At 73.8% G+C, this 15,656-nt stretch carries 15 protein-coding genes; 10 read left to right on the top strand and 5 right to left on the bottom strand.

Annotation, left to right across the window (positions count from 1 at the left end; genetic code table 11):
* The first annotated feature begins 23 nt into the window (after positions 1 to 23).
* Positions 24 to 1,007 carry an ABC transporter substrate-binding protein gene (locus tag IE252_RS30045; protein WP_190092571.1) on the top strand — a complete coding sequence of 328 codons (984 nt, stop codon included), beginning with the start codon at positions 24 to 26 and terminating at the stop codon, positions 1,005 to 1,007.
* A gap of 108 nt (positions 1,008 to 1,115) precedes the next feature.
* The gene (locus IE252_RS30040; RefSeq protein ID WP_190092570.1) at positions 1,116 to 2,171 is read left to right on the top strand and encodes a hypothetical protein; all 1,056 of its coding nucleotides are present in this window, start codon (positions 1,116 to 1,118) and stop codon (positions 2,169 to 2,171) included.
* Between the two features lie 69 nt (positions 2,172 to 2,240).
* Here IE252_RS30040 and IE252_RS30035 read toward each other — a convergent pair whose 3' ends face one another.
* Together IE252_RS30035 and IE252_RS30030 are read right to left on the bottom strand one after the other, a co-directional pair.
* A complete protein-coding gene (locus tag IE252_RS30035; RefSeq protein ID WP_101389417.1) occupies positions 2,241 to 3,383 on the bottom strand; it encodes an NADH-quinone oxidoreductase subunit D in 1,143 nt (380 codons plus the stop codon).
* 267 nt (positions 3,384 to 3,650) lie between these two features.
* Positions 3,651 to 4,628, bottom strand: a complete 978-nt coding sequence (locus tag IE252_RS30030; RefSeq protein ID WP_190092569.1) for an SAM-dependent methyltransferase — start codon at positions 4,626 to 4,628, stop codon at positions 3,651 to 3,653.
* 104 nt (positions 4,629 to 4,732) lie between these two features.
* On the opposite strand from IE252_RS30030, the gene IE252_RS30025 reads away from it, so the two are divergent.
* Both IE252_RS30025 and IE252_RS30020 read left to right on the top strand, forming a co-directional pair.
* The gene (locus IE252_RS30025; RefSeq protein ID WP_190092568.1) at positions 4,733 to 5,950 is read left to right on the top strand and encodes a sensor histidine kinase; all 1,218 of its coding nucleotides are present in this window, start codon (positions 4,733 to 4,735) and stop codon (positions 5,948 to 5,950) included.
* Between the two features lie 53 nt (positions 5,951 to 6,003).
* On the top strand, positions 6,004 to 6,675 hold the full coding sequence (locus IE252_RS30020) for a response regulator transcription factor (RefSeq protein ID WP_101389420.1): 672 nt from the start codon (positions 6,004 to 6,006) through the stop codon (positions 6,673 to 6,675).
* 20 nt (positions 6,676 to 6,695) lie between these two features.
* Here IE252_RS30020 and IE252_RS30015 read toward each other — a convergent pair whose 3' ends face one another.
* The gene (locus IE252_RS30015; protein ID WP_101389421.1) at positions 6,696 to 7,010 is read right to left on the bottom strand and encodes an ArsR/SmtB family transcription factor; all 315 of its coding nucleotides are present in this window, start codon (positions 7,008 to 7,010) and stop codon (positions 6,696 to 6,698) included.
* Between the two features lie 121 nt (positions 7,011 to 7,131).
* Between IE252_RS30015 and IE252_RS30010 the strand changes: the two genes are divergently transcribed.
* Positions 7,132 to 8,109 carry a quinone oxidoreductase family protein gene (locus IE252_RS30010; protein ID WP_190092567.1) on the top strand — a complete coding sequence of 326 codons (978 nt, stop codon included), beginning with the start codon at positions 7,132 to 7,134 and terminating at the stop codon, positions 8,107 to 8,109.
* 176 nt (positions 8,110 to 8,285) lie between these two features.
* On the opposite strand, the gene IE252_RS30005 is transcribed toward IE252_RS30010, so the two are convergent.
* Positions 8,286 to 9,374, bottom strand: coding sequence for a DUF5937 family protein (locus IE252_RS30005; protein ID WP_190092566.1), 1,089 nt, complete (start codon positions 9,372 to 9,374; stop codon positions 8,286 to 8,288).
* 98 nt (positions 9,375 to 9,472) lie between these two features.
* Here IE252_RS30005 and IE252_RS30000 point away from each other — a divergent pair, with 98 nt between their 5' ends.
* Positions 9,473 to 9,697, top strand: a complete 225-nt coding sequence (locus IE252_RS30000; protein WP_190092565.1) for a hypothetical protein — start codon at positions 9,473 to 9,475, stop codon at positions 9,695 to 9,697.
* A 15-nt stretch (positions 9,698 to 9,712) separates the two neighbouring features.
* Here IE252_RS30000 and IE252_RS29995 read toward each other — a convergent pair whose 3' ends face one another.
* Complete coding sequence (locus IE252_RS29995; RefSeq protein ID WP_190092564.1) at positions 9,713 to 10,924, bottom strand: threonine aldolase family protein; 1,212 nt, start codon at positions 10,922 to 10,924, stop codon at positions 9,713 to 9,715.
* Positions 10,925 to 11,039: 115 nt separating this feature from the next.
* Here IE252_RS29995 and IE252_RS29990 point away from each other — a divergent pair, with 115 nt between their 5' ends.
* From IE252_RS29990 to nadC, 4 genes are read left to right on the top strand one after another with little or no spacing between them, the layout of a single operon-like run.
* The gene (locus IE252_RS29990; protein ID WP_190092563.1) at positions 11,040 to 11,939 is read left to right on the top strand and encodes a Rossmann-like and DUF2520 domain-containing protein; all 900 of its coding nucleotides are present in this window, start codon (positions 11,040 to 11,042) and stop codon (positions 11,937 to 11,939) included.
* On the top strand, positions 11,936 to 12,922 hold the full coding sequence (panC, locus tag IE252_RS29985) for a pantoate--beta-alanine ligase (RefSeq protein WP_190092562.1): 987 nt from the start codon (positions 11,936 to 11,938) through the stop codon (positions 12,920 to 12,922). Before IE252_RS29990 ends, panC begins: the two co-directional genes overlap by 4 nt.
* Complete coding sequence (locus IE252_RS29980) at positions 12,919 to 14,640, top strand: L-aspartate oxidase (protein WP_190092561.1); 1,722 nt, start codon at positions 12,919 to 12,921, stop codon at positions 14,638 to 14,640. Before panC ends, IE252_RS29980 begins: the two co-directional genes overlap by 4 nt.
* Before the next feature lie 2 nt (positions 14,641 to 14,642).
* Positions 14,643 to 15,653, top strand: coding sequence for a carboxylating nicotinate-nucleotide diphosphorylase (nadC, locus tag IE252_RS29975; RefSeq protein ID WP_190092560.1), 1,011 nt, complete (start codon positions 14,643 to 14,645; stop codon positions 15,651 to 15,653).
* Positions 15,654 to 15,656 lie beyond the last annotated feature (3 nt).

Raw genomic sequence — 15,656 nt, 5'->3', positions numbered from 1 at the left:
TGACTCTCGGATGGTGAACGTTCATGAGCAAGATCCTGCGCACGGCCGGTGCGGTACTGGGCACGCTGGCACTGGCAGGTTCGCTAGCCGCGTGCGGCGGCGACAGCCTGGAGAAGGACAAGGACAAGGGCAGCAGCGGCGGCGCCGGTAGCGGGGGCGGCAAGAAGGGCTCGCTCACCGTCGGCGCCGCTGGGTTCACCGAGTCCGCCGTCCTCGCCGAGCTCTACTCCCAGGTCCTGCGCGACGCCGGATACGGCACCTCGATCACCACGGTGAAGAACCGCGAGCTGTATGAACCCGCCCTGGAGAAGGGCGAGATCGACATCGTTCCGGAATACGCGGCTACGCTTACCGAATTCCTCAACGCCAAGGTGAACGGCGAGAAGGCGAAGGACAAGCCGCTCGCCTCCAGCGACGCGGCGGCGACGGTCGCCGAGCTCACCAAGCTCGCCTCCCCGCGCGGACTCAAGGTGCTCCCGGCGGGCGCGGCCGTCGACCAGAACGCGTTCGCGGTGACCAAGGAATTCGCCGCCAAGAACAACCTCAAGACCCTTTCGGATCTGGGGAAGTCGAAGGTCAAGGTCAAGGTCGCGGCGGGCGACGAGTGCACGGTCCGCCCCTTCTGCGCCCCGGGCCTGAAGTCCAAGTACGGCATCGAGGTCGGCGGCATCGACCCCAAGGGCGTCGGCACCCCGCAGGCCAAGCAGGCGGTCAAGGACGGCGTCGACCAGCTGGTGCTGACCACCACGACCGACGCCACGCTCGACCAGTACGGCCTGGTGCTCCTGGAGGACGACAAGAAGCTCCAGAACGCGGACAACGTCCTTCCCGTGGTCAATGCGAAGGAGGCGGGCGACCAGGAGATAGCCGACGCGCTCGCCAAGCTCACCACCGCGCTGACGACCGCCGATCTCGTCGAACTGAACCGCAAGGTGGACGCGGAGCGGGCGAAGGCGGCCGACGTGGCGAAGGACTATCTCCAGTCGAAGGGACTGATCAAGAAGTAGCGAAAGCGGGGGCTAAAGCCCGGACCCGCAGAAGGCGGTTGCGAGAAGATTCGGGAGATTGGCGGCCCGGGGCTCCATTGGGCGTCTACGCACGGTAAATTTCAGGCCATGCCACGTGGACGCCACCGCCATTCCCCTCCTCTGCACAGGCTCCTCTCGCCGTCGGCCGTCGCCGGCGCCGCTGTCTTCTGCGCCGGTGGCGCCTGGCTGTTCGATCAGCCCATGGCACTGCGGGGCCTGGCCGCGGCCGCCGCGGTGGCCGCCGTCACCGGCTCGGTGCTGATGCGCGGCTGGGACCGGGCGGCCGGCCGCCGGGTCGCCGAGTTGACCCGTTCGCGCGCCGCCGACCAGTGGCGCACCGAGGAGCGGATCGCCGAACTGGAGGCGGACCTGGAGGAGTCGCGCGAGCTGCGCGGCCGCCTGGACGCCAAGCTCCGTGCCAAGCGCATGGAGCTCGCCGGGCTGCGCGGCGAACACGCGGCCCTGCTGCGGCGGTACGCGACGGCGGAGACCGAGCGCGCCAGCGCCCTGGAGGGCCGTCGCCAACTCGCCCTGGAGGCCCACGCGCCCAAGGCGCTGCCCGCCGCGGCCAGTACGCCGACGCCGGCGGCTTACGCGGCCGCCTCCAAGGCGCTGGAGAACCTGCCGTACGCACGGCGTGCCCAGGAGGCGCGCAGCGCGGCGGCGGAGGCGGCCAAGGCCAAGGCCAAGCCCCCGGCTTCGGCTCCGGCTCCGGCTCCGAAGGGTGTGCGTCCGTCGCCCGCCCCGGCCGCCCCGGCGGACCGGGAGGCGGACGGGCCGCAGGGGAAGCGCTCGGCGGCCGCCGGGAGCGGGGAGCACGTCCGCCCGTCGTCCGCCGCCCTTCCCGCTCTGCCCGCGGCCCCGAAGCCGGTCGCGGCGGCGGTCGTTCCGTACGTCGCCCGCCCCGCCGTACGGCCCGAGGGCAGCTTCGACTTCTTCGGCACCGCGGTCGAGAAGGAGGCGGTCGAGGCCGCGATAGAGGCTGCCGCGACGGAGGACCTGGCCGACGTGGTGGGCGAGGAGGTCCTGGCCGAGCGGCCGCACACCGGCCCCGAGCGGGTCGTGGGCAAGGTCATCGACCTGACCGCGCACGACGAGACGGAGCAGTTGGACGTGGCGGTGCTGCGGACGGCGATCTCGTAACGCGTAGACGGTAGGAGGAAAGGGCCCCGGCGCTTGATGCGCCGGGGCCCTTTCGTATGCCTGGCGGGGCTACTTGTCGATGTCGCCCACGACGAAGAAGAGCGAGCCCAGGATCGCGACCATGTCGGCGACCAGCGTGCCCGGCAGGAGCTCGGTGAGGGCCTGGATGTTGTTGTACGAGGCCGAGCGGAGCTTGAGCCGGTACGGGGTCTTCTCGCCCTTGCTGACCAGGTAGTACCCGTTGATGCCGAGCGGGTTCTCGGTCCAGGCGTAGGTGTGGCCCTCGGGGGCCTTCAGGACCTTGGGGAGGCGCTGGTTGATCGGCCCGGGCGGCAGCTCGGCGAGCCGGTCGAGGCAGGCGTCGGCCAGCTCGAGGGCGTTGTGGGTCTGTTCGAGCAGTACCTCGAAGCGGGCCAGGCAGTCGCCCTCGGTACGGGTGACGACCCGCAGGGTGTCCTGGAGTTCGCCGTACGCGAGGTACGGCTCGTCGCGGCGCAGGTCGAAGTCGACGCCGGAGCCGCGGGCGATGGGGCCGCTGACGCCGTACGCGTGCACGGCCTCCTGGGACAGGACGCCGACGCCGCGGGTGCGGCCGCGGAAGATCTCGTTGCCGAGGACGAGCCGGTCGTACACGTCCATCCGCGAGTTGGCGGCGGCGACGGCTTCCCGGACGCGGCCCAGCCAGCCGAGCGGCAGGTCCTCCTTGAGGCCGCCGACGCGGTTGAACATGTAGTGCATACGCCCGCCGGAGACCTCCTCCATCACGTGCTGGAGCTCTTCGCGCTCGCGGAAGGCGTGGAAGATCGGGGTGATTCCGCCCAGTTCGAGGGGGTACGAGCCGAGGAACATGAGGTGGTTGAGCGCGCGGTTCAGCTCGGCGAGGAGCGTGCGGGTCCAGACGGCGCGCTCGGGGACCTCCATGCCGAGCATGCGCTCGACGGCCATGACGACGCCGAGCTCGTTGGAGAACGCGGAGAGCCAGTCGTGGCGGTTGGCGAGCATGACGATCTGGCGGTAGTCGCGCGCCTCGAAGAGCTTCTCGGCGCCGCGGTGCATGTACCCGACGACCGGTTCGGCGTGCTGGATGCGTTCGCCGTCGAGGACGAGGCGGAGGCGGAGCACGCCGTGGGTGGAGGGGTGCTGGGGGCCGATGTTGAGCACCATGTCGGTGCTCTCCGCCGCGCCGCCGATGCCGACCGTGGTCTCCGTCATGGGCGACAGTATCCCCGGCGGGGGGCGCGATTTCCTACCTGGGGGTGGGTGGGTTTCCCCGGGGGCTGCGCCCCCGGACCCGTTCGTCTGCGGACCGTGGCGGGCTGGTCGCGCAGTTCCCCGCGCCCCTTATCGGGCCGGTGTTCGTCTGCGGGCTGTGGTCGGTTGCTCGCGCAGTTCCCCGCGCCCCTACAGGGGCGCCCCGCAGGGGCGCATTTAGGGGCGCGGGGAACTGCGCGACCAGCCCACCACGGTCCGCGGACAAAGTCACACCCGCTCCCGCAGCCACAGGAAGTCGCCGAGTCCGCCCCGGGACGTCAGCTCCGCCGCCTCGCCCGCCCGCGACAGCGCCCGGACGTACGCCGTCGGGTCCGTCGACGCGAGGGACAGCGGCGGGCGGGTGCCCGTGATGCCGAGGGCCGTGAGGGCCTCGCGTTGGGGGAGGAGCTCCGACGACGGGCCCGCGCACGCGTCCAGGGCCACGTGCGACGTGATGTCGCACGTGCCGTCGGGCACGGGCGGCACCTCGCGCCCGCCCCGGAACCCCGTGAGCGTGCCGTACCGGGGCCGCGCGGATGCCACGTGCGCGTAGTCCACCGCCACGGCAAGGCCCGCCGACAGCGTGCCGACGGCGCTCGCCCACGCCTCGTCCCGCGTGCGCCCGATCTCCGCCCGCTCCCCGGGCTCCCGCAGCGGCCACCACCGCTCCAGCCACCGCGCGTCCTCGCCCAAGACGGGGGCGCCGAGGCGCTCGGTGCCGTCGGGGCGGACCAGGACCTCGCGCGGGACGCCGTCCGCGTCGGCCTCGGCCACGTCCGCCGGGACGTTGTCCAGCCATTCGTTGGCGAACAGGAGGCCCCGGACACCGGCGGGAGGCGAGGCGAGCCACGTCACCCGCCCGTCCAGCCCCGGCGGACGCGCCGCGCGCTCCACCGCGTACGCCCGTACGGGGAATCCGGCGGGCAGCGCCGCCAGTACGCCCGTCACGAGCTCCCCGCGCCCCGCGCCCATGTCGACGAACGCGACCTCGCCGCCGCCGAGCTCCCCCGCCACCTCCTCCAGGAGCCGCGCCACCGCCCGGGCGAAGAGCGGCGAGGCGTGGACGGAGGTACGGAAGTGGCCTGCGGGGCCCTCGGGGCGGAGGTAGAAGCCGTCGGGGCCGTAGAGGGCCCGTTCGGTCGCCGCCCGCCAGCCGGACCAGGGCTGCGAAGCCCCCGCCGTGTCGTCCCTCACCTCGTGATTCACAGCAGAAGGCTAGGCTCCCTCCACCTTGGGGAGTACGCCCCGGCGACCCGGATCGATCCTCCGGTTGACCCTGGCACCGATCCGACATCCCTACGCTGGGTTACGTGCAGCGCCTCTACGACTTCATCCGCAGACACCCGACCGCGGTCGACACCCTCTGGGCCGTCTTCCTCCTCGGGATCTCCGGCATGTCGCTCGTCTCCGCCGGCGTCGGCCACGGCTCGACGCCGGCCGCCCTGCTGATCGCGATCGGGCTGAGCGTCGTCGTGGCGCTGCGCCGCCGCGCACCCGAGAAGATGGTGGTGCTCGCGGCGGTGATGGGGCTGGCCCAGCTAGCCCTGAACGTCAGTCCGAACGTGTCGGACTTCGCCATGCTGGTCGCGATCTACACCGCCGCCGCCGTCGGCGAGCGCTGGGCCTCGCGGTTCGCCCTGGTGGGCTCGCTGCTCGCGGCGGTGATCGCCATGGTGCGCTGGCCGGACTACAGCGACAACGGCGACAGCAACGGCATGAGCCCGGGGCAGACCGTCTTCTTCGTCGTGGTGATGACCGTCCCGTTCATCCTCGCCTGGGTCCTCGGCGACTCGATGCGCACCCGCCGGGCGTACTTCGCCCAGCTGGAGGAGCGCGCCGCCCGCCTGGAGAAGGAGCGCGAGGCGCAGGCCAAGGTCGCCGTCGCCGCCGAGCGCGCCCGGATCGCCCGCGAGCTGCACGACGTCGTCGCCCACAACGTCTCGGTGATGGTGGTCCAGGCGGACGGCGCCGCGTACGTGATGGAGAGCGCGCCCGACCAGGCGAAGATCGCCCTGGAGACCATCTCGATGACCGGCCGCCAGGCGCTCGCCGAGATGCGCCGCCTGCTCGGCGTGCTGCGCACGGGCGAGCACCGGGAGGCGGGGGAGTACGTGCCGCAGCCGGACGTCGAGCAGATCGAGGAGCTGGTCGAGCAGGTGCGTACGGCCGGGCTCACCGTGGACTTCAAGATCGAGGGCACCCCGCGCCCGCTGCCCAGCGGCGTCGAGCTCACCGCGTACCGGATCGTGCAGGAGGCGCTGACCAACACGCGCAAGCACGGCGGCCCGGAGGCGGGCGCCAGCGTCCGGCTGGTCTACTTCGACGACGGGCTCGGCCTGCTGGTCGAGGACGACGGGCGCGGCGCGGCGCACGAGATGTACGAGGACGGCGGCGCCGACGGCCAGGGGCACGGTCTGATCGGCATGCGCGAGCGCGTCGGCATGGTCGGCGGCACTCTGGACGCGGGGCCGCGCCCGGGCGGCGGCTTCCGCATCAGCGCCCTGCTGCCGCTGAAGCCCGCCCACTAGGTTTCCCGTACGCGAAACACTGTTCCCGTACGTCGTGATGGAAGAGGGACCCGATGACGATCCGCGTGATGCTCGTCGACGACCAGGTGCTGCTGCGCACCGGCTTCCGGATGGTGCTCGCCGCCCAGCCGGACATGGAGGTCGTCGCGGAGGCGGGCGACGGCGCGGAGGCGATCGAGATCCTCCGCGCGACCGCCGTGGACGTGGTGCTGATGGACGTGCGCATGCCGCGGCTCGACGGGGTGGAGGCGACGCGTCGGATCTGCTCGGCCGAGACGCACCCCAAGGTGCTGATCCTGACCACATTCGACCTGGACGAGTACGCGTTCTCTGGGCTGAAGGCGGGCGCCAGCGGCTTCATGCTGAAGGACGTGCCGCCGGGCGAGCTGCTGGGCGCCATCCGTTCGGTGCACAGCGGTGACGCGGTCGTGGCGCCGTCCACCACCCGGCGCCTGCTGGACCGGTTCGCCCCGATGCTGCCGACGACCGGCAAGGAGCAGGGCCCCGGCGGCGCCATGGACAAGCTGACCGAGCGCGAGCGCGAGGTCATGCTGCTGGTCGCGCAGGGCCTCTCGAATGGCGAGATCGCGGCGCGTCTGGTCCTCTCGGAGGCCACCGTGAAGACCCATGTCGGCCGGATCCTGACGAAGCTGGGGCTGCGGGACCGGGTGCAGGTGGTCGTCCTGGCGTACGAGTCGGGGCTGGTGCGGGCCGGAGGGCTCTGACCCGGTGGGGTGCGCGGCGCTCAGTCGCCGCGCAGGACCAGGGCGAGCAGTCCCGGGAAGCGCTCGTCGAACTCCTCGCGGCGCAGGCGGTTGACCCGCTTGGGCCCGTCGTCGCGCTGCTCGACCAGTCCGGCCGCGCGCAGCACCGAGAAGTGGTGGCTCAGCGCCGCCTTGCGCACCGGCACGTCGAACGAGCCGCAGCTGCGCGTCCACTCCCGCGACGCGGCGAGCTCGCGCACGAGCTGGAGGCGGACCGGGTCGCCGAGCGCGTCCAGGGCCGTGATCAGGGGGACCTTGTCGGGGTGGGTGTGTTCGGGTGCCGCGCGATGGGTCATCGGTGTCCTTCCTGGCGGCCGGGCCCGGCGGTGCGCCCTTGCCGACTGTTCGATGCGGGTCGTACACTCCCGAGTGTTCGACTTCCATTGAACACTTTAGGTGCCGAGGGGGACCCACGTCATGCGTGCGATTCAGGTCAGCGAGCTGGGCGGTCCGGAAGTACTGCGGCTGGTGGAGACCGAGGTGCCCCGGCCCGGCCCCGGTGAGGTCGCCATCGACGTCGCGTACGCCGGGGTCAACTTCGCCGAGGTGAAGGCCCGTTCGGAGGGCTATCGGGTGTCGTCGCTGCCGTTCGTGCCGGGCCTTGAGGTCTCCGGGCGGGTACGGGAGCTCGGCGCGGGCGTCGAAGGGCTCGCGGTCGGGCAGGAGGTCGCGGCGATGGCGGAGGGCGGCGGCTACGCGGAGGTCGCCGTCGTCTCCGCCACCGCCGTCTTCCCGGTGCCGGACGGCATCGGCCTGCGCACCGCCGCCACGCTCCCCACGGTCCTGCCGACCGCACACGCGCTCGTCCACGAGGTGGGGCGGCTGCAGCCCGGCGAGAGCGTGCTGGTCCAGGGCGCGGCGGGCGGCGTCGGCACGGTCGTCGGCCAGCTCGCGCGGCTGGCGGGCGCGGGGGCGGTCTACGGGGTGGTGTCCAGCGAGGCGAAGCGCGCGTACGCGCGCGAGCACGGGTACGACGACGCGTTCCTCACCGGCTCCTTCGCCCAGGACGTCCGTCGGGCGACCGGGGGCCGGGGTGTGGACCTCGTCCTGGATCCGGTCGGCGGGGAGACGCTGCGTCAGGGGCTGGACGCGCTGGCCCTGTTCGGACGGCTCGTCTCGTACGGGAACGCGGGCGGCGAGGCCCCGTGGCACGTCGGCCAGCCCGAGCTCTACCCGGGCGCGCGCTCGGTCGCGGGCTTCTCGATCCTGGGCCTCGCGTCGGCGGCGCCGGACGCGCTGCGGGAACTGGCTGGCCGGGCGTTCGCGTTCGCGGCGGACGGGCGGGTGGAGCTGCCGGTGACGGCGGAATTCCCCTTGGCGGATGCGGCCGCGGCCCACTGCCTGATGGAGGGCCGCACGTCGACGGGGAAGCTGCTGCTGCGGGTTACTGGCTGAGGGGTGGGCCGTGTTTGTCTGCGGGTGGTGGGTGGCTGGTCGCGCAGTTCCCCGCGCCCCTTAAATGCGCCCCTTCGGGCCGCCCAGGGGGATTGCCGCGGAGCGGCATCTTCAGGGGCGCGGGGAACTGCGCGAGCAACCCACCACCGGGCCGCAGACGAAGACCGGGCCACTACCTAGCGCAGGACCCCCTCCAAAAAGTCGCTCCCCAGCCGAGCCACCACCGCCACATCCAACTGATGCAGCACATACCGCCCACGCCGCTGCGTAGTAAGCAAGCCCGCCTTCTTCAGCACAGAAAGATGGCGAGACACCTCCGGCGCGGATATCCCGTACGCGTCGGCCAGCTCGCTCGTCGTGTACGCCCCCCGCGCCAGACTCCGGCACAACCGCATCCGCATCGGGTGCGCGACCGCCTCCAGACGGGCCTTCACCACGTCGACCGGCGCCGCACCGCCCAACTCGCCCGTAGGGACCGGGTACTGGACCACCGGCTGCCACCCCGGCGCGTGCAGCGCGAACAGGTGCGGCCAGCCGAACGCGGTCGGGATGAACGTCAGGCCCGTGCCCGCCGCGCTCGTACGCCCGTGGGTCAGCTTGTCGACGACGACGCGGCTGCCCCGCTCGTCCTGCTCCAGGGCGACCGCGGGGGAGACCGCAGCGACCGCCTCCGCCAGGCCCCTGCGCTTCAGGAGCTCCGTCTTGTGCCGGGCGTCGGCGGCCAGCTGGACCCGGACGCGCTGCCAGGTCTCCCCGAAGAACGCGGCGTCGCAGTCCTCGAACAGCCTGCGTATCCACGCGCGCGCCCCCGGCGGGTCCAGCAGCATCCGCTTGACGAAGGCGGCCTGGCGGGGGCCGCGCGCGGCGGCGAGGTCCAGGGCGCGGTCCCGCATCCGCGCGTCGACCAGCGGGGACGGCGCCCCCGCGTTGTAGAGGCTCGCGCAGGAGATCTCCAGCGCCGCCGCCACGTACTTCTCGTCGTCCATCAGGTCGAGGTCGTCCAGCTCCTCGGCCAGGGTCTCGCGGGGGCGCGGCGGCAGCAGGATGTCCGAGCGGGTGGACCGCCACAGGAAGTCCGCCTCGTGCAGCCGGTCGGCCAGCTCCGGCTTGAGCCCGGCCGCCGTGGTGGTGGTCCAGCCGTGCAGTCGGGCGTGGTGCGCGGGCTCGGAGAGCGCGTGCAGGGCGGCGCCCAGCTCGGCCAGCGGGGAGGGCGCGAAGGCGATCCGCTCCTGCGGCAGTCCCGTGATGTCGATGCACACGCTCATGCGCCCATGGTGCACCGCCCCACTGACAGCGCCCCCGTCATTTGACGCCCCTGGTCAATCGGCGCGACGGACGGCCGCGACCGGCGCAGCCTGGATGCATGGACGCCATTCAGCAGCACATGCTCGACACCTACCGCGCGGCCCGCCTCCAGGAGGTGCCGCCCCCGCTCCCGGGCACGCACGACGTGCGCACCCTGCGTGAAATCCGTGACTACCGGCGCTTCGAAGCGGTCCTCTCCGGCCGCCCCGCGGAGGGCCGGCTGCGCGCCGCCCTCACCCGCCTCATCGCCCCGCTCCGGCACCGCCCGCCGGCCTGCCGCTGACCCGTCGGACAGGCCCTAGCCCAGCCTCCGTACGAACTCCGCCACCGCCTCCCGTACGTCCCGCGCCGACCACTCAAGGCCCGGCTCCGTCACCGTCAGCTCGGTGTACGAGACCCCGGGCGGGCCCGCGCTCGCCGGGAACCAGCGGCGGAAGAGCGTCACGCCCGTCTCCTCGGACTGGCCGAGCCCGGCGTCGTCCAGGGCGTCCGGTTCGTACGGCAGCCACACATGGAACTGGTGGGTGTGCGGCACCTGAGGGTTGATCCGGAACCACGGCACGCCCGCCTCGGTGAAGCCGTCCGCCAGCCCCTCGGCCACCACGCGCGCGTGGGTGACGTACGAGGAGAGCTTCGGCAGCACCCGGTCGAGCCCTACCAGCGCGGACAGGGCCGCCGGATACTGCTGGAAGAGCTGGCCCCCGTACCGGTGGCGCCAGGTGCGGGTCTCCTCGACCAGCGACTCGGGCCCCACCAGGGCGGCGCCCGACAGGCCCTCCAGGGTCTTGTAGTACGACACGTAGACGCTGTCCGCGAGCCGCGCGATCTCCTCCAGCGGGCGGTCGAAGTGCACGGCGCACTCCCACAGCCGCGCGCCGTCGAAGTGCACCACCGCGTCCCGCTCCCGGGCCGCCTCCACGACGTCGGTCAGCTCCTGCCAGGTGGGCAGGACGAACCCGGCGTCGCGCAGCGGCAGCTCCAGCATCAGCGTGCCGAAGGGCTCCTCGAAGTCCCGTACCTCCTGGGCCGTGGGCAGCCGGGGCGCGGTCGTCGGGTGGACCGTGCGCAGCCCGCTGACCGTGCCGAAGGCGCGCCGCTCGTGCACCTCGGGGTGGGCGAGCGGGTGCAGCGCCACCGTCGCGTTCCCGGTGCGCCCGGCCCAGGCGCGCAGCGCCGCCTGCTGGGCCATGGTGCCGGTGGGGAAGAAGGCCGCCGCCGGGAAGCCGAGCACGTCGGCGGTGCGCCGCTCCAGCTCGGCGACCGGGCCGTCGCCGTAGAAGTCCGGCATCTCGGTGGTGTCGTACACCGCGCGCGCGTCGGCGGCCAGCGCGGTCAGCCGCTCGCCCATGCTGAACTCGCCGGGCATCCGGCACAGGGTGCGCTCCGAGGCGCGCCAGGCCGCGATCCGGCGCAGCCGCGCGTCCTGCCCGCCGTCGCCGCCCGGGGCGGTCCGTTCCGCGTCGTCCTCGGTCCGGCCGTGCCGGTCGTCCGCAGCTCGTTGATCTTCCATGCGCCGATCATCGCCCACAGCCTGTGGACAACCACAGTGGTTATGGGGGCTGGGCGTAGCATGACGGGGAAATCGTCCGGTACCCCTCGCGGACTGGAACGGAAGGCCCCGCCGCGTGAACGCACAACCAGAAACCCGCCCAGCCCGCCTGACCGTCGGAGTCGTCGGCGCCGGCCGGGTCGGCCCCGCCCTCGCCGCCGCGCTGAAGCTCGCCGGGCACCGCCCGGTGGCGGTCTCCGGCGTGTCGGACGCCTCCGTGCGCCGCGCCGCCACCCTGCTGCCGGACGTGCCCCTGGTGCCGCCCGCCGAGGTGCTGGCCGCCGCCGACCTGGTGCTGCTCACCGTCCCCGACGACGCCCTGCCGGGCCTGGTGGAGGGCCTCGCCGAGACCGGCGCGATCCGCCCGGGCCAACTGCTCGTGCACACCTCCGGGCGGTACGGGACGGACGTGCTCGCGCCCGCCACGCGCGCGGGGGCGCTGCCGCTGGCCCTGCACCCCGCGATGACGTTCACCGGGACCGCCGTCGACGTCCAGCGCCTGGCCGGGTGCTCGTTCGGCGTCACCGCGCCCGAGGAGCTGCGGCTCGCCGCGGAGGCCCTGGTCATCGAGATGGGCGGCGAGCCCGAGTGGATCGAGGAGCAGAACCGGCCGCTCTACCACGCGGCCCTCGCCCTCGGCGCGAACCACCTGGTCACCCTGGTGGCCCAGTCCATGGAGCTGCTGCGCCTCGCGGGCGTCGCCGCCCCCGACCGGATGCTCGGCCCGCTCCTGGGCGCGGCCCTCGACAACGCGCTGCGCTCCGGCGACGCGGCCCTGACCGGCCCCGTCGCGCGCGGGGACGCGGGCACGGTCGCGGCGCACGTCGCCGAGCTGCGCAAGCACGCCCCCGGCACCGTCGCCGGATACCTCGCCATGGCCCGTACGACCGCCGACCGGGCGCTCGCCCACGGCCTGCTGAAGCCCGAGCTCGCCGAGGACCTGCTGGGCGTGCTCGCGGACGGAGAGAACCGATGACCCTTCTGGTCCGCACCGCCGCCGAGCTGGCCGCCCTGGAGCGCTCCGGCCGCCGCGCCGTCGTCATGACCATGGGCGCCCTGCACGAGGGGCACGCCACCCTGGTGCGCACCGCGCGCGAGAGCGTCGGCCCCGGCGGCCAGGTCGTCGTCACGGTCTTCGTGAACCCGCTGCAGTTCGGCGCGGGCGAGGACCTCGACCGCTATCCGCGCACCCTGGACGCCGACATCGAGCTGGCCGGACGGGCGGGCGCCGACGCCGTGTTCGCGCCCTCCGTGGACGAGGTCTACCCCGGCGGCGAGCCGCAGGTGCGCATCACCGCGGGCCCGATGGGCGAGCGCCTCGAAGGCGCCTCCCGCCCCGGCCACTTCGACGGCATGCTCACCGTCGTCGCCAAGCTGCTCCACCTCACCGCCCCCGACCTGGCGCTGTTCGGGCAGAAGGACGCCCAGCAGCTCGCCCTGATCCGGCGCATGGCGCGCGACCTCAACTTCCCCGTGGAGATCGTCGGCGTGCCCACGGTCCGCGAGGCCGACGGGCTCGCCCTCTCCAGCCGCAACCGCTACCTCTCGCCGGCCGACCGCACCACCGCGCTCGCGCTGTCGCGCGCGCTGTTCGCGGCCCGCGACCGGCTGACCGCCGAGCACGCGCTCCACGCGCGCGCCGCGGCCACCCACGCCTCCTCCGGGCGCGCCCTGGCGCTCTCCCGGATCGGCGAGGCCCGCGCGGCCGCCGACGCGTACGCGGTGGAGGCGGCGGGCCCGTCCCCCGCGGTCGTGCGCGCCGCCGCCCAGAGCGTCCTGGACGAGGCCGCCAAGGCGGAGCCGCCGCTGACCCTGGACTACCTGGCGCTGGTCGACCCGGCGACGTTCGACGAGGCCCGGGACGGCTTCGCCGGTGAGGCGGTCCTCGCGGTCGCCGCGCGCGTCGGCACCACCCGCCTGATCGACAACATCCCGCTGAACTTCGGAGCCCCCGCATGACCAGGACGACCGACGGTCCGACCCGGACCGGCATACGACTGGACGCGCCCGCCCCCGGCTGGGCCATCGACGCGGACGTGGTGGTCGTCGGCTCGGGCGTGGCGGGCCTGACCGCGGCCCTGCGCTGCACCGCCGCGGGCCTCACCACCGTGGTGGTGACCAAGGCGCGGCTCGACGACGGCTCCACGCGCTGGGCGCAGGGCGGCATCGCGGCGGCCCTCGGCGAGGGCGACACCCCCCAACAGCACCTGGACGACACGCTGGTGGCCGGCGCGGGCCTGTGCGACGAGGCCGCGGTGCGCACCCTGGTCACCGAGGGCCCGGACGCCGTGCGGCGGCTGATCGCCACCGGCGCCCACTTCGACACCGACGACTCCGGCGCCATCTCGCTGACCCGCGAGGGCGGCCACCACCGCCGCCGCATCGCCCACGCGGGCGGCGACGCCACCGGCGCCGAGATCTCCCGCGCGCTGGTCGAGGCGGTCCGCGAGCGGGGCGTGCGGACCATCGAGAACGCGCTCGTACTGGACCTGCTCAGGGACGACGAGGGCCGCACGGCGGGCATCACCCTGCACGTCATGGGCGAGGGCCAGCACGACGGCGTGGGGGCCGTCCACGCCCCCGCCGTGGTGCTCGCCACCGGCGGCATGGGCCAGGTCTTCTCCGCCACCACCAACCCGGCGGTCTCCACCGGCGACGGCGTCGCCCTGGCGCTGCGGGCCGGCGCCGAGATCTCCGACCTGGAGTTCGTCCAGTTCCACCCCACGGTGCTCTTCCTCGGCGCCGCCTCCGAGGGCCAGCAGCCGCTGGTCTCCGAGGCGGTACGGGGAGAGGGCGCCCACCTCGTCGACGCCGACGGGACGCGCTTCATGCTCGGGCAGCACGAGCTGGCCGAACTGGCGCCGCGCGACATCGTGGCCAAGGCGATCACCGGCCAGATGCTGGCCCACGGCACCCTGCACATGTACCTGGACGCACGGCACTTCGGCGCCGAGATGTGGGAGCAGCGCTTCCCCACCATCCTGGCCGCCTGCCGCGCCCACGGCATCGACCCGGTCACCGAGCCCATCCCGGTCGCCCCGGCCGCCCACTACGCCTCCGGCGGCGTGCGCACCGACCTGCACGGCCGCACCACGGTCCCGGGCCTGTACGCGTGTGGCGAGGTCGCCTGCACCGGCGTCCACGGCGCCAACCGGCTCGCCTCCAACTCCCTGTTGGAGGGCCTGGTCTTCGCCGAGCGCATCGCGGCGGACATCGCGTCGGGCGGCCACGCGCGCGTGGCCAGCGCCCCCGCGGACACCCCCCGGGACACGTCCACCTGCCCGCTGCTCGTCCCCGAGGCCCGCATCCAGATCCAGCGGATCATGACGAACGGCGCGGGCGTGCTGCGCTCCGCCGACAGCCTCGCCGAGGCCGCCGCCCGCCTGGAGGCGATCCGGGCCGACGCCGACGACGCCGGCGAGCGCAAGGCCGCCGAGCCCGGCGTGGACGCGTGGGAGACCACCAACCTGCTGCTCGTCGCGCGCGTCCTGGTCGCCGCCGCGGCCGCCCGCGAGGAGACCCGCGGCTGCCACTGGCGCGAGGACCGGCCCGACCGGGACGAGGACTGGCGCCGCCACCTCGTCGTACGGGTGACGCCGGACCGTACGCTCGACGTCCGCCGTACCGATTCCGCAGACTTCCCCCCGACAGTCGCCGACGCCCCCAGGGAGCCGTAACCGTGAGCACCCCCGACGAACACCGTCCCGAGCCGGTGGACGTACCGCTGATCCAGATCGGCGTCCCCGCGAGCGGAGGCGGCTGCGGCGACGACTGCGGCTGCGGCGACGAGGACGTGTACGAGTGCGGCCTCGACCCCTCGCTGGCCGCGCTGCTCGCCGAGTCGGGCCTGGACCCGGTCCAGGTCGAGGACATCGCGCACGTCGCCATCGAGGAGGACCTCGACGGCGGTGTGGACGTGACGACCGCGGCGACCGTCCCCGAAGACGCCGTCGCCACCGGCGACTTCACCGCCCGCGAGGCCGGTACGGTCGCGGGCCTGCGGGTCGCCGAGGCGATCCTGTCGATCGTGTGCACCGAGGAGTTCGAGGTCGAGCGGCACGTCGCCGACGGCGACCGCGTCGAGGCGGGCCAGAAGCTGCTGAGCGTCACCACGCGCACCCGCGACCTGCTCACCGCCGAGCGCAGCGCGCTCAACCTGCTGTGCCGCCTGTCCGGCATCGCGACCGCCACGCGCGCGTGGGCGGACGCCCTGGAGGGCACGAGCGCGAAGGTGCGCGACACCCGCAAGACGACGCCGGGGCTGCGCGCCCTGGAGAAGTACGCGGTGCGCTGCGGCGGCGGCGTCAACCACCGCATGTCGCTCTCCGACGCGGCGCTGGTCAAGGACAACCACGTGGTGGCCGCGGGCGGCGTCGCCGAGGCCTTCAAGGCCGTACGGGAGACGTTCCCGGAGGTGGCGATCGAGGTCGAGGTCGACACGCTCGACCAGGTCACCGAGGTCCTGGAGGCGGGCGCGGACCTGATCCTGCTGGACAACTTCACGCCGGAGCAGACGGCGCGCGCGGTGGAACTCGTGGGCGGCCGGGCGTTCCTGGAGTCCTCGGGCCGCCTCACCCTGGAGACCGCGGCGCAGTACGCGGCGACGGGCGTCGACTACCTGGCGGTCGGCGCGCTCACCCACTCCTCGCCGATCCTCGACATCGGGCTCGATCTGCGCGAGGCGGCGTAACCG

Origin of the sequence: Streptomyces melanogenes, from assembly GCF_014649795.1 — a bacterium.
GTDB lineage: Bacteria > Actinomycetota > Actinomycetes > Streptomycetales > Streptomycetaceae > Streptomyces > Streptomyces noboritoensis.
Note: the sequence above shows the minus strand (reverse complement) of the source record. Positions and strands in the feature narration are given on the sequence as shown.